This window comes from Paenibacillus sp. FSL R5-0766, assembly GCF_037971845.1.
In the GTDB taxonomy this organism is placed as follows: domain Bacteria; phylum Bacillota; class Bacilli; order Paenibacillales; family Paenibacillaceae; genus Paenibacillus.
In genome coordinates, this window is sequence record NZ_CP150227.1 from 4,937,944 (window position 1) to 4,951,593 (window position 13,650).

The window sequence follows — 13,650 nt, forward strand, 5'->3', positions numbered from 1 at the left end:
GGGTTCAGTCATGCTCCTTTCGAATGGAACCGCCTATAGTAATCTGGACACCGCCGGAAGGCTTGTTCGTAATCTGCATGTGGGCTGCTGTGCCATACCATAATTTCAATCGGACCCATATATTCTTGAGTCCCATGCCGTTTATTTCGAGGTCAGGCATACGCTCCCACTCCTGTGACTGTTCGATATAATGCATGATCTTGGCAAGTGCCTCGGGTTCCATGCCAGGCCCGTTGTCTTCTACGTGGATCTGCCAGGTCTGCTGTACCGGATCCAACTCTCCAGTAATATTCAGTTTCCATGGAGGGGTATCACCCAGTCCATATTTCATGGCATTTTCGAGTAGTGGTTGTACCATTAACATTGGAATCTGAATATGTTGCATCTCATCCGGAATATGAAACTCGTAGTGTAGATCATCCTCAAACCTAATCTTCATACACTCCAGATATCGCTCACAATAATCCAATTCTTGAGACAGTGGAACCCCGCTCTTACCCGGAGTAGAAATATAACGCAGCATAGACGCAATATTGGCGCAGAACGCGACAATCTGCTCATTCATGCCTTCTTCCGCCATGATGCTGATATTGGTGATGTTGTTATAGAGAAAATGCGGGTTCATCTGGGATTGCAGCGCCAGCAATCTCGCTTCTGTCTCCTGAGATTTCATCGCCAGCCTGTCCTGAAACGATTGCACAAGCTGTTGATTCAGCCGGATAAACGTATCATTTAACTCATCCATCTCCCGAATAGAACCGGGATGCTCCAGCTTGAACAATTGACCGGAATCCTGACCCGATACCAGATCATTCTCACCCGTTTTCTGAATAATGCGCTGCAAACGATGCAGCGGCAAAGTAACCCTTTTGGAAATCAGATACGAGAGAACCAGAATCAGCATGAGAGTAGCTAACGTGGCACCGATAAACATCACAGCCATCCGGTTGAGACTCGCGAAAAGGGATTGTTTGGACTGCATGACAATAACGGTCCATCCCGTCTCCTGTGACGTCATGTACGTTATCATTTGTTTGGAATGACTCAAAGGATCGGTGATCTCCTGCATCGTATCAGGTGGAAATGAAAGATTTTGAATCAAGTCCACATCATCGAAATGGCCTGCTTGAGAAACATCGGCATCCGAAGAAAGTGGATACAACCGTGTATTTTGTTCATCCACTACATAGATCCGAAGATCGTTGTTATTCGCCTGCAATTCATTCAAGTGCTGGAACAGGGTTCCGGCATCCTGCAAAATCTCAACGACACCCTGGCTGACATAATTGCCATCTTTGTATACACGGGTAAGCGAAATATAAGGTTGATCCGATTTTCCCTCGCCCGTAGGTATGGGCAAAGCTCCGCCCTCTAACAATTGGATCACCCGCCAGCCACTCCGCTCCCAGGTTTCCTTGTACCACGGTCGCTGAGTCAGGTCTACCGACAGTTGACCGTTGAATGCACCCGCTCCCAGCATCTTGCCATTCACATCATAGATATTGGCCTGTTTGGCTGTGTTGGAGCTGCTGATGATCGCGAGAATGACATCAATTAGTGTGGTTGTATCCTTGTACAATGCCGGATCACTCGTCATTGTCTGCTCACTGCCTTCTGCTGGTGCCAAGTAGTGACTGAAGTGTTCTTTGACCAGATTGGAGTACACGATATTCATGGAAAAGTTGTTCATTTTCACCACTTCCTGATCCAAGTTACTGACGATGGATACCCCCAGTTGTCTCTGCTGTTCTTCACTTCGATGACGAATGTCACTTGCGAGAAAAACATACAGAAGCCCCGCCACAATCAGCGAAAAGATAATAAATACCGCAGAGTAATAGGCAAACAGACTTTGCTGAAGCGTTCCAAATCGATATCGCAATCCCCACACACCTCGTCCTATGATGATATCTGTCACACCATTCGAAAATGTCCACCCAACAGAACGCTTTTGTCTATTGAGCACATCTGCTGTTCACAGTAAAGTTATTCACATAAGAATACGCTTACATTAAGCGTTTCGGCAAGTGACAATTTTCTTTATATTCCGGGAGGTTCAATGATGAGAAAACGATTTCTATTTTCGCTTGCAAGTGTGCTCCTGCTCTCCACTCTGCTGCTTGCCGGGTGCAACTCAGGTAAAAGTACGGAAGGTTCGGGTAAGGTCACTCTCACGTTTGGAACAAGTCAATCCGGTATTCCGCGTACAGGCATCATGCAGACGATGGCCAAGGAATATGAGCAGGAGACGGGTGTCAAAATTGACTTCCAGGTCGTACCTGACGCACAGTGGCGTGACCTGATCAAGGTGAAGCTCGCTTCTGGCGAAGCACCTGATATTTTCAATGTCGATGTGGACCCACTGAGCATGCCGGCCAACGTAAGACCGGAGGAAAATGCCATTGACTTGACCAATGAGGAATTCACAGGTCGGATGTCTGAAGAGATTTTGCCAACTGTCAGTCACAATGACAAGGTGTACGGGGTTTCTTTTGCGCCAACGAAAATCTGGTATGTGTACTATAACAAACGTATCTTCCAAGAGCTTGGCATAGAGCCTCCTACATCCTATGCCGAATTCAAGGCAATCAGCCAGAAAATTAAGGATAAAGACATCATTCCGTTCTATCAAGCACCTGCCAGCGGGTGGTATCAGGTTCTGCCTTTGTTCGAAACGGGACCTAACTATGAGCAAACAACAGCGGGAACCTACGAGAAATTAAACAACAATGAGATGAAAGTCGCAGATATGACGCAACTCAAGACGGTCATTGAACAATTGAAGGAATTTGCGGATCTCGGTTATTTCGGCAAAGACTTCTTGTCCAATACGGTAGAAGCGGGAATTGAGGCGTTTGGTCAGGAGAAAGCAGCGATGTTGCTGCGGGTTCCAGGGACGGAAAAGGAAGTGTCCGAAGCGTATCCGGAAATGGAAGACAATATGGGATTCTTCGTCATGCCGTGGGGAGATAATCAGACGATTGGTGTGAATCCGGGCGGATCGGCTGCGATGTTTGGTAACAAAAACAGTAAACATCCCGAAGAAGTGCTGAAATTCTTCCGCTGGATTACCGAGCATGATCATCTGCAACGTGTGTTCGATGAAGGTGAGGGCAACCTGACGATCTGCTGGCCGGAAATCGAACCAAAGCTGACACAGGACTATATTGATTATGAGAAAAATCATGAAAAAGGTACGGTCATGCAGGCCGCTGTGAAATATATTGATCCACAATGGATGGATATTGGCAAGGACTTATCAGGTATGTTCGCCGGTGCAATGACACCGGATCAGATTTTGCAAAATATTGATAAACGTCGTGCTGAACAAGCCAAAGTGCTGAAAGATGAGAAGTGGCAGTAACAGCGCAAATCACCGATAAACATAAACGCTGAATAGCGTTACATGCAGCGGGCATTTGCCCGCTTGTGTATTTTGGCAGGAAGGAAAGGTGTTACGGATTATGAATGCAAACAAAATCTATCCCTGGTATTTCTCATCTGGAGCAATTGCGTTATATCTGCTGTTCATCGTTGCTCCCGCCCTGCTGGGCATCTATTATTCCTTCACTGACTGGAACAGTTATAGTTCGGAGAAGAACTTTATCGGTCTGGAGCATTTCCGTACCATTCTCGCGGGTGATCCGACCTATCTGCTTTTTATCAAAAACACAGTCTTGTTCACCCTCGTTACATCCATCGCCAAGACCGTTCTGGGCTTATTTCTCGCTCTACTGTTGGTCAGCGGTGTAAAAGCCGCCAATCTGCATCGGATGATTATCTTCTCCCCACAGGTGCTGTCGTTCCTGATTGTTGGACTTGTGTTCAAAAGTCTGCTCGACCCCAACAATGGGTTCGTTAACGTGACTCTGCGTTCCATGGGACTAGACGTTCTCGCCCAGAACTGGCTGGGCTCCCTGACCTGGGCCATGCCATCCATCATGGCAGTGGATACGTGGAAAGGCATGGGGTACATCATGGTGCTGTTCATCGCCGGACTGCTCGCGATTCCACGTGATTATTACGAAGCAGCATCCATTGATGGCGCCGGCTTCGGGCAGAAGCTGTTCCGGATCACCATTCCGATGCTGATGCCTACCATTACCATCGCCACGGTACTTAATATTACATATGGGCTGAGAGTATTCGATGCCGTATACGTGTTAACCAACGGTGGCCCCGGTAACGCGACAGATGTGATTAACACGGCGGTCTATTCCTCTTTTGCCAAAGGGTATTGGGGACTGGGGAGTGCGCTATCTACCATTCTGTTTGTCATCATGGCAATCCTCTCCTTTTTCATCATTCGTTTGATGAACCGAAAGGTGGAATACTGACATGCGATTGAGAAAAAGACTGGCTTCGATCGGATTAAATGTACTCGCCTGGCTGCTCAGCCTGGTGGTCCTGATTCCTTTTGTCGTCATTGTACTGAATTCATTCAAGTCCGACGCCGAGGCCAAAGTGCTGAAACTGACACTGCCCGAGAAGTTTATTTTCGAAAATTACAAAATTGTCTATGAACAGGGACACTTGGGAGGTTCTTTTTTCAACAGTCTGTTGCATTCGGGGGCCTCTTCCCTGCTGTTGGTATTTGTTGTGGCCTTCTCGGCATTCACTTTATCTCGTAACCATTCGAGGCTCAGCAAGTTTCTGTACTTCTTCCTGATTCTCGGTATCACACTGCCGCTCAACTACATTCCGCTGATGGAAGTCATGAAGTCGATGGGTATGATTAATTCACATGTCGGCATGATTCTGCTCTACACGGCCATGGGGATTCCGATCTCGCTGTTCATTACATATGCATTTGTGTCTAACATCCCGAAGGAGCTGGATGAAGCCGCGATCATGGACGGATGTAATGGGATCAAACTGTTCCTGCGAATCATTGTGCCTTTGTTAACCTCGGTGCTGGTGACGGTATTTGTCCTGAACTTCCTGAGTGTCTGGAATGAATTCACTGCTCCGCTCTATATGCTCAACACGGTGGAGATGTGGCCGATGACGCTGGCTGTATATAACTTCTTTGGACAATTTAGTGCCCAGTGGAATCTGGTTAGTGCCGATATCGTGCTCACATCATTGCCTGTGTTGATTGTGTTCCTCATAGGGCAAAAGTATATTGTAGGTGGACTAACTTCAGGGGCGGTTAAAGGGTAAGCTCCACCGACAATCCAAATTTCAAATACACAAACTCTCTTGTCTAAGTACATCTTCTGACTCCTCAGCACAAAAAAACCCTTGTCTGCTCATCGTGTGAATAACTTCTTCGTACAGAAGAAGTATCACACGCTGCTGCGAACAAGGGCTTACGCTGTTGGATTCGAATTAATCGTGCGCCAACCCGCCAACATCGGATGGAGCTGTTATATCTGGGCTCTGCTCCAGAGATTTGATCATTTTCAAACGGGATGTGATTATTGCGATCAGAATAACAAACAGACCCGCGATGATAAACAGAAAGGCAATACCTCTGCCTGGCCCAGTTCCAATAATTTGACCAACAGACGAAGCCAGTGCTCCCCCCTCCATCAGCAACGGATTAAACACATGGTCGGCCAGAAATCCAGCCAAACTGTACGCAATAATAAACCCGAGTTGTGACAGAATACCAATGATTCCCCATACCCTGCCCTGCTTTTCGTTGGCAATATTGTTTCGCACCAGCACATCTGCGCTCATGTTGACAAACGGCAGCGATGACAGGAACAGGAAACCTGCGAAGATTATAAAATAAATGTTGGTGGATATGCCCAGAAGCGAGAAAGACAAGCCGCACAAAATTAGACCCATCACAAGCACACTTGCGTATCTCTTTGTTATTGTAAATATGCCGATGCATAAGCTGCTAATCAGCATGCCGATGGCACTAACAGACTGAAACGTTCCAAGTGTCTTTGCATCCGTGAATGACAGAAGCATCGGACCAATGAGTGTCTCGAGGAATCCCAGATAAAAGGTGACAAGTGAAATAATCACCACCAGCAACAGTACTCCCTTGTTGGTTACAACTTCTCTCCAGCCCTCTTGAATATCGGTGATCCAGTTTTTTCCTTCTCGATCCTCTCGCTCCACCTTCATGCTCTTCCGAATAACCAGCACAGCCAGAATGGCAACCAGGAATGTCAGAATATTAATGACCAGAATGACTTCAATGGTTGTTATACTAAGCAGAATGCCCGCAATGATTGGTGAAAACAGAAACTTCGAGGATTCAGCCAGTTGTACAAGACCGCTGCCTTTTGAGAATTGATCCTTATCCAGCAGGTCCGTAGCAGAGGCCTTATATGCCGGGCTCTGCAACGCAGAAAACACGGAACTAAAGGCTACTCCCACATAGATATGCCATAATTGGATATCACCTGTGAGCATAATGGACAGAATGAAAATCAAACCGGCTGCCGACCCCAGGTCGCCGATAATCATCATCGTTCGACGGTCGAATCGGTCTGCCAGTACCCCTCCAATAGGTCGAAGCAGGATATTCGGCAGAAACGTGAATAAGGTAATCAATGCAACACTTGTTGCCGTATTCGTTTTTTCGAAGGCATACACCCCCAGGGAGAAGGCTGTAAGTCCAATCCCAATCATGGAGATGAGCTGACCAAACCATACTACCAGAAACTTTTTAAATGATTTTTGAACGGTATGTTCCATGGATGATACTCCTTTCTCGGCTAACCTTGATTCGGAAAATAGAGACGAGTGACGTAGGCGAAGCTTCCTTGTTCTGCTCCCAGCACACGTTCCATAATATGTGTGAATGCTTCAACCTTTTTTTGGAGTTCTTCCTCCTCCCATTGAAAGATGCCTCGATCCAGCAAAAATTGTGACGATACGAGCAAGAATTCGATGGATTCCTTTGGGTTAGGTGTATGAAATACCCCCTCCTGAATGCCCTGCTCTACCACCTCGGCCAAGATGGGACTTAATCGAATTACCGTCTCAACAAGACTCTTTTGGTGCATCTCCACATTATGAACACTGTGCAATTGCTCGATGAGATCATGTTTTCTGCCGTCAGGCTGATTCTGCGCCATCATGATGCGAAAAATTTTGTCATGGGCATTCAGTTTGGGATCGGACACCACGTGCCTGGCCGATGCCTCCCCGCTCAGAATAAAACGCATGACGATGGCGTTCATGACCTCTTCCTTGGACTGAAAATAATAATAAAATGTACCCTTGGCAATGTTGCACGCCTGAAGGATATCCATGACCGTAGCTTTGGTATATCCCTTTGTTACGAACAGAATCTCGGCGGCATCCAAAATCTCGTTCCTGCGTTCTTCCGGGTTTTTTATCAGTCTCATATCCTGGCCTCCGATACGTTCGACCGACTGTCGGTCTATTGTAGTCATGGAGTTCTTTTTTTAGAACCCCATTTCAGTCAACCATTGCGCCAAATGGCTTTCCCTTGTTTTTAGATCCTGACGCTCTCTTGCATATTTTCCAATATTTCTGTCTGCAACGAGCTTACCGTCCATCATAAACAGTACACGTTCCGATCTGGCAGCGACTTTCACATCATGGGTCACCAGCAGAATGGTTGTTCCCGTTGCATTAATATCGCCCAGAATGTCCATGATCTCATACGTTGATTTGGAATTCAGCGCCCCCGTTGGTTCATCGCCGAATAAAATATCTGGATTATTGATCAGCGCACGGCAGATGGCAATCCGTTGAAGCTGTCCGCCTGAGGCTTGGGTGATGTTATGCCCAGCCAGCTCATCAATCCCCATTTTTTTCATTAATGACATCGCCCGTGTATTAATCGTTTCTCTGCTGCTATTCTTGGCCAGATACGCGGAAAGTACGATATTGTCTAATAGATTCAGATTCTTGAGCAGATGAATATTTTGAAAGATGAATCCCATCTTGGTCAAACGTAGACTTGCCAGATCCCTCTCCTCAAATGCAGATATTTTTTTGCCATTAAAATAGACACTTCCAGCACTAATCTGATCCATACCACTTATGTTGTACAGTAAGGTAGACTTGCCTGAGCCAGATGGCCCCATGATGGAAACAAATTCTCCCTTTTTTAATTGAAGGTTGATATCTTTTAAGATGTTATGTTCTTCATTCTCGCCGATCGCTACGGATTTATTCACGTCTTTAGCCTCAAGTATAGTTGTCATCGTTGATCCTCCCTATTCGACAATCATTTTGGATATGCTCGTTTCCTTGATCGATTGGATACTAATCCATGCTGTCAGTACAATCGTGCCTGCAAGTAACAATGGACACAAAATATATGCCTGTAACGGGTTAACAACAAAGACAATATTGGAAGCACCAAACGTCGACATAATGGCACTAACCAGCAACGGACCCAACGTATTGGACAATATCGTTCCAGTAACAACCCCTAAGATTAATATGACAAGTGACATCACGACATACTTGAACTTTATTTTAGACAAGGCAAACCCAAGGCTTCTTAGTACAGCAATGTCGTTGTTGTCCTTGGCTACTAACATCTGAAGGAACAGTGCTGTAATTAAAATAGATATGAAGACACCGATGACCAAGGCCAGCATCGTCACCATTTTCAATTGTTGGATGGTTCCGCCTAACGTCTGATCCAGATAACCTTGAAGATCGGTTACTTTGGCTGGCGAGAAAGCCGCCTCATATTCAGCAATTTTGGTAGCCATGTCCCCGCGATTATTCAGATCCAAACTGACCACATACCACAACACACTATCCTTGTTGTAAGGTAATAAGGCCTTCGCCGTTTTCCCACCATTCGTAACGTCCTGGTATATTCCGCTGACCGTCATCATCTGGTCCTTGCCATTAACCAGCAAGGTAAGTTGCTCACCAGTCTTCAGGCGCAGCTCGCTACTGTTGGCATCAGATAACGCAATTTCATTCTCGGTTGTTGGCGCATTACCGCTAACATAAGACAATGGGAAAATACTGAAATCCCCAGTTTCTACACTCAGATTGTCGTAACTTCCTTCCGCATTTTTAATCTTGAACTGGCTTGTTACCAATGGGGAATACGTTTTGATATCTTTATCATTTTGGATCTGGGCAACCAGATTGTCATAACGCTGCTCCACATCGTCTGTGTGCCTCAAGTCAATGCGAATATCACTTTGTCCAACACCCATATAAGAGATAAAACTTGGCGCCTGCAAAGTGTTCAGGAAGTTGACCGGCACAATCATGATAAATGAACTGACTACAAAGACAAATAACAATAATCGGAACATCTTGATTCGCTGTATCACTTCCTTCAGACCAAGAAAGACAGGTACGGAAGACCAGCGATTGCGGGACAAACTAAGCCGGTTTCGAATGATCTGTGTATCTCCCAGGCTCCCGGTACGGAGAGCATCCACCGCGGAGATGGAACGAAAACGCCGCAGTACCGTTCGACAAAACAGAACAACCATGGCAAATATTATTCCAGCGGCTAATAATGGAATCGCGAAATGCAACAGGGTTGCAGGTGCTTTTCCCATATACAACATGATGTTGGAAACAAATAGTCTGTTAACGCCAAGTGATGCAATGTAACCAAGCACGGATGCAAATCCCGCCATAAATACATACTTCATCAGATACAGTCTCTTAATATCCTTCTCTGCGATTCCAATCGCTTTCATGACACTAATCTCACGATAATCCTCTTCGATGGTCGCAAGCATCGTGAATCGGATGCAAAGCATCGCAATCAGAATCAGCACAAGACTGACCAGAATAATAACGGCTGCAATAACTCCGTCGGTCATGGCATTCAGTACCTGGAACAGCCCATAGGTTACGACTGGACCCGCGTTGGGAAGTCCGGCATTTTGGTAAGCCTGGGTAAATTCACTCGTCAGTCCGGGATCCGTCAACCGGAATTCGATGAGATACTCCATCTCTCCGATGCTCTGCTTCAGTTCTTGCAAATTCCCTGCACTCACGATAAACCGTTTGGAGTGCACAACCGATGGATTCATCTGAGCATCACGGACAAAATCAACGATGGTGTAAGAACGCTCAAATTGACCATTATCGATCCGAACCTGGTCGCCCACGCTCAATTTTTTTTGCTGCATGTAATATACCGGAACCGCGATCTCGCCATCGTTCACCTGAATAATCTCACTGTCCAGATTCAACAAATAGTCGAAACCCTGATTCTGTGTAACAAAGTCAATGTCCATAACACTGTTCTTTTCGGACTCTGCTCCGAGGAACAGATTGGAGCCGTCAATGTTGACCATTTCCACAATCTGATGCTGCTGGACCATGGCATTTTCTTCAGCCCATGTGTTCACTTTGGCCTGATCGATCTCTCCGGCATGCATTTGCACAAAGTGTGGTGTTTTGGATTCAGAAAATAGATATTGGATGGAACTCGTCAGTTCCATAATCATTCGTGACCCCGAAGATACCAGCAAGGCGGCCAGTAGTACAAAAATAAATAAAGCGGCCGTAATCCCTTTTTTTCTCGTTATATCGTTTCTCAGCATTCGTAGCAGCATAAACGAACATGGCTCCTCTCATCTACAAGTTGTTCCTATTTATCTGGAGTCATAAAGCTTGTCAGATAATGCGCCACCGTTGAAGGTTGATGCATCATGAACATGTGAGCACCCTCTTTGATGGTTTGAAGCTTCATGGATGTGTCAAAATATCGGCCCCATCTCAACGCGGATTGAAGGGTAACAGTACGATCCCGTTCTCCCCACAGATACAATACCGGCAATGAGAGCGGCTCATATTCAAGCGTTGCTGCAGATTCCAGCATCCTGAAATCCGCCCGGATGACGGGCAGAAAATAATTCAACAATTCTTTTTCATGTATCAGTTCTTGCGGAAGAGCTTCATAGGAAAACAGATGATCAATCAGATTTTCGTCTGACATCCGATCATAATTCTGCATCCCGCATTCGTCAGGCGTGTTGCAGGCTGATAACACAAGCCGTAGCGTTTTAGCTACATCTGGACGTTCCTGATATAAGCGCTGCGCAACGAAGTAGGCTGTAATCCCTCCCAGACTATGTCCAAATAACAGACTGCCAGGCTGTATAACATCCAGCAGCTTGCTGGTATACAGTTCTACGAGTTGCTGCATATGCTTCAGGGGTGTTTCGGTGTTCACACCATGACCCGGGGGCGTAAACGCCCAAATTTCCGTGTCAGGAAGGTACGGCACTAGGGGCTGAAAACTGTTGGAGTTGCCACCGAGATAAGGAAAACAGACCATTTGTCTGTTTCCCTCCCCCTTTTGTAGCTGCTCCAAATAGATCGGTTCCATCACTTATCCACCACCATAACCAGGCTTACTTTCTTTCCAGAACATATGCAGGGAATGTCTGAAGTGAAGTATCCACATTTTTACGCTTGAAGATGACATGTATGACAATAGCCGATATTGCAAAAAAGAAGAATTGCATAATTTGAACTTGCGGATTAAAGTAGTACAAATCAATTTGACTTCCTGTGGCTACAAGCCAGAATGCAAGCAGATAAAACAGAAGTGTACCTTTGGTTGCATTGAAGATATAACTTTGGAACACGATAAATGCCATAAGCTGAACAACGTAGTATATGTAAGTGGTTGAGGTGCCAAAAGAGGAAATCAAGTATCCCGGAAGCACCCATAATCCGAACAACAGGCCGGTAATCAGACCACTTGTTATATTATTTTTTAACTTCCCTTGCAAGAATGGAAGCAAAAATCCGATCCAGCCAAACAGCCCACCAATCAGCCCCGTCTCCTTGATCAGATTCACAATCCCCAACCAGATCATTTCAGGTACACTATATGTCAACTCAGGGACCGGTATGCCGAATAACAAGGAACCAAAGTGCATTGTTGATGCAAAGATGATGGAAATACCAATAATGAGCGGTATCCAGAACAGGTCCTGTCTGCGCGGAACCAGCTTCATAAACATTCCTTTTAATGCTTCCGTTCCGCCCATCACATAACATGTAATTAATCCGGCAATGGAAGGTGAATACAGAGCAACGATCGCAAGTGGATGCATCAAGGTTAACTCACCTGTTATGGGTACAATAAAATCCGCAAAGAACAAGAACAAACTTGCGATTCCATAACATGTGCCAAAGGAAATTCCCAAAAACAAATACATATATTTGTTGGACGGGCTGGTTGCCGGACTTGTGACTGGACGAATGGATGCCTGATTAGCTGTAATCATAGTGCCGCCTCCTTCTCAGTCAACTTTCTCTCAATAAGATCATGCAAACGGTTAATCGTGCAGAAATTAGCCAAATCCAGATCTTCATTTGCTATCTCAATCTGGAATCTACGCTCTACAAAGTCCACCAAACGCATCGCAAAGAGCGAATTGACGAACCGCTGCTCAAAATAATTGTCATTATCATTAATTTGAGTGTCTTCATGATCCATGGTGAGGTTGTTCCCGATAAACTCCCGAATTTCCTGACGATAATCCACTGCCCTTCCCCCTTGTTATTGATGTTGCCCCTCGGGCACTAAAACCTCAATGTAATCTGGAAACTCTACAGCCTGCTGCAAATCATGCTAAAACAGCACTCTTCCTTCCTGATCTGCAGATTGCTGCTTGAAACCGGCGAACCTGCATCATTTTTACTGGCAACAGAATGCAAAATACCTCGCTGGTCCAGTTTTTCAATCACCTCCTTTAAGCCCGGCTTCAGATGCACATCTGCAGATTCAAGCAAAACCCCATCCCATAATGGTGTGGTCCAGATCCCAAACGATACATTTGATATCCTTGAGCTTTTCCATGGTCATGCCACCCTTCATCTTAGTAGGCATAGAATCCTTGACCCGTCTTCCGCCCCCACTGTCCTGCATCAACCATTTTCTGCAACATCGGACAGCATCGGAATTTGGGGTCCTGATAGCTGTCGTACAATACTTTCAATGAATGCACGACCGTATCCAGACCAATCAGATCCGCCGTCTCCAGCGGCCCCATCTGATAATTGAAGCCCTTCTTCATAATGGCGTCCACCTGCTCGGGTGTAGCGATTCCATCCTGCACAATGTACGCCGCTTCATTCATTATCAAGTGCGAGAGGCGATTAGAGACAAACCCGGGCAGATCCTCTATGACAACCGGACTTTTATCAAGAGTTTCCAAAAACGCTACCATCTCATGTTCCGTACCCTGCGTTGTATGATGTCCTTTGATCACCTCCACCATGGATTTAACAGGAACTGGATTCATCAGATGCACCCCAATGACTCGACCTGGGTCAGGCAAAAATGAAGCGAGCTTTGTCACGGAAATACAGCTTGTATTTAGCGCAAATAAAGCATCCGGACGAACCTTGTGGTATAGTCGTGCGTAAACTTCCTTTTTCAACTCCAGGTTCTCGGTTACATTTTCAATAATGATACTTGCCTCTTCCACACCTTCATCTTGTGTCTGAAACGAGATTCGTTCCATGATCTGATCCAGTGGCACCTGACCGTACCCTTGCTTCAGAAAGCAAGCTGAACGATATTCACGACGTATAACATCAGGAGCGTGTTCGATGACCGACGCCGAAATATCCTGCAAAATTACACGATAACCAGCCCTCGCGACATCCAGTGCTGTGGCGCATCCCATCACCCCTGCGCCAATGATTGCAATCAGTCGATTATGCATACCTAATCACCTCCTTATTGAGCTAGCA

12 protein-coding genes are annotated in these 13,650 nt (G+C 45.9%); 3 read left to right on the forward strand and 9 right to left on the reverse strand.

The window, feature by feature from the left end; translation table 11 throughout:
• Nucleotides 1–4: 4 nt before the first annotated feature.
• The gene (locus tag MKY66_RS21440) at nucleotides 5–1,966 is read right to left on the reverse strand and encodes a histidine kinase (protein ID WP_339805836.1); all 1,962 of its coding nucleotides are present in this window, start codon (nucleotides 1,964–1,966) and stop codon (nucleotides 5–7) included.
• Nucleotides 1,967–2,059: 93 nt separating this feature from the next.
• On the opposite strand from MKY66_RS21440, the gene MKY66_RS21445 reads away from it, so the two are divergent.
• The 3 genes from MKY66_RS21445 (at nucleotide 2,060) to MKY66_RS21455 (ending at nucleotide 5,163) form a co-directional block, all read left to right on the forward strand.
• Nucleotides 2,060–3,364, forward strand: a complete 1,305-nt coding sequence (locus MKY66_RS21445) for an ABC transporter substrate-binding protein (protein WP_244898192.1) — start codon at nucleotides 2,060–2,062, stop codon at nucleotides 3,362–3,364.
• 100 nt (nucleotides 3,365–3,464) lie between these two features.
• Complete coding sequence (locus MKY66_RS21450) at nucleotides 3,465–4,337, forward strand: sugar ABC transporter permease (RefSeq protein ID WP_076214267.1); 873 nt, start codon at nucleotides 3,465–3,467, stop codon at nucleotides 4,335–4,337.
• A 1-nt stretch (nucleotide 4,338) separates the two neighbouring features.
• Entirely contained in the window at nucleotides 4,339–5,163 is an 825-nt protein-coding gene (locus MKY66_RS21455; protein WP_076214249.1) for a carbohydrate ABC transporter permease, read from the forward strand.
• A 168-nt stretch (nucleotides 5,164–5,331) separates the two neighbouring features.
• Here the strand turns inward: MKY66_RS21455 and MKY66_RS21460 are convergent, their stop codons facing one another.
• From MKY66_RS21460 to MKY66_RS21495, 8 genes are all read right to left on the reverse strand, one after another.
• Complete coding sequence (locus tag MKY66_RS21460; RefSeq protein WP_076214246.1) at nucleotides 5,332–6,660, reverse strand: MFS transporter; 1,329 nt, start codon at nucleotides 6,658–6,660, stop codon at nucleotides 5,332–5,334.
• Nucleotides 6,661–6,680: 20 nt separating this feature from the next.
• Complete coding sequence (locus MKY66_RS21465; RefSeq protein ID WP_076214243.1) at nucleotides 6,681–7,316, reverse strand: TetR/AcrR family transcriptional regulator; 636 nt, start codon at nucleotides 7,314–7,316, stop codon at nucleotides 6,681–6,683.
• 60 nt (nucleotides 7,317–7,376) lie between these two features.
• Nucleotides 7,377–8,144 carry an ABC transporter ATP-binding protein gene (locus MKY66_RS21470; protein WP_047843824.1) on the reverse strand — a complete coding sequence of 256 codons (768 nt, stop codon included), beginning with the start codon at nucleotides 8,142–8,144 and terminating at the stop codon, nucleotides 7,377–7,379.
• Nucleotides 8,145–8,156: 12 nt separating this feature from the next.
• Complete coding sequence (locus tag MKY66_RS21475; RefSeq protein WP_282320671.1) at nucleotides 8,157–10,478, reverse strand: ABC transporter permease; 2,322 nt, start codon at nucleotides 10,476–10,478, stop codon at nucleotides 8,157–8,159.
• 47 nt (nucleotides 10,479–10,525) lie between these two features.
• A complete protein-coding gene (locus MKY66_RS21480) occupies nucleotides 10,526–11,266 on the reverse strand; it encodes an alpha/beta fold hydrolase (RefSeq protein WP_076214239.1) in 741 nt (246 codons plus the stop codon).
• A 25-nt stretch (nucleotides 11,267–11,291) separates the two neighbouring features.
• A complete protein-coding gene (locus MKY66_RS21485; RefSeq protein WP_179088561.1) occupies nucleotides 11,292–12,176 on the reverse strand; it encodes a hypothetical protein in 885 nt (294 codons plus the stop codon).
• Entirely contained in the window at nucleotides 12,173–12,436 is a 264-nt protein-coding gene (locus tag MKY66_RS21490; RefSeq protein WP_017687156.1) for an acyl carrier protein, read from the reverse strand. Before MKY66_RS21490 ends, MKY66_RS21485 begins: the two co-directional genes overlap by 4 nt.
• A gap of 334 nt (nucleotides 12,437–12,770) precedes the next feature.
• Nucleotides 12,771–13,622 (reverse strand): 3-hydroxyacyl-CoA dehydrogenase family protein, encoded by an 852-nt coding sequence (locus MKY66_RS21495; RefSeq protein ID WP_076214236.1) that lies wholly within the window; start codon nucleotides 13,620–13,622, stop codon nucleotides 12,771–12,773.
• Nucleotides 13,623–13,650: the final 28 nt, after the last annotated feature.

Coding starts and splice junctions, on each gene's coding strand:
- MKY66_RS21485 (WP_179088561.1), bottom strand. CDS start 12,176: ATGATTACAGCTAATCAGGCATCCATTCGTCCAGTCACAAGTCCGGCA.
- MKY66_RS21470 (WP_047843824.1), bottom strand. CDS start 8,144: ATGACAACTATACTTGAGGCTAAAGACGTGAATAAATCCGTAGCGATC.
- MKY66_RS21455 (WP_076214249.1), top strand. CDS start 4,339: ATGCGATTGAGAAAAAGACTGGCTTCGATCGGATTAAATGTACTCGCC.
- MKY66_RS21465 (WP_076214243.1), bottom strand. CDS start 7,316: ATGAGACTGATAAAAAACCCGGAAGAACGCAGGAACGAGATTTTGGAT.
- MKY66_RS21475 (WP_282320671.1), bottom strand. CDS start 10,478: ATGCTGAGAAACGATATAACGAGAAAAAAAGGGATTACGGCCGCTTTA.
- MKY66_RS21495 (WP_076214236.1), bottom strand. CDS start 13,622: ATGCATAATCGACTGATTGCAATCATTGGCGCAGGGGTGATGGGATGC.
- MKY66_RS21450 (WP_076214267.1), top strand. CDS start 3,465: ATGAATGCAAACAAAATCTATCCCTGGTATTTCTCATCTGGAGCAATT.
- MKY66_RS21445 (WP_244898192.1), top strand. CDS start 2,060: ATGATGAGAAAACGATTTCTATTTTCGCTTGCAAGTGTGCTCCTGCTC.
- MKY66_RS21480 (WP_076214239.1), bottom strand. CDS start 11,266: ATGGAACCGATCTATTTGGAGCAGCTACAAAAGGGGGAGGGAAACAGA.
- MKY66_RS21460 (WP_076214246.1), bottom strand. CDS start 6,660: ATGGAACATACCGTTCAAAAATCATTTAAAAAGTTTCTGGTAGTATGG.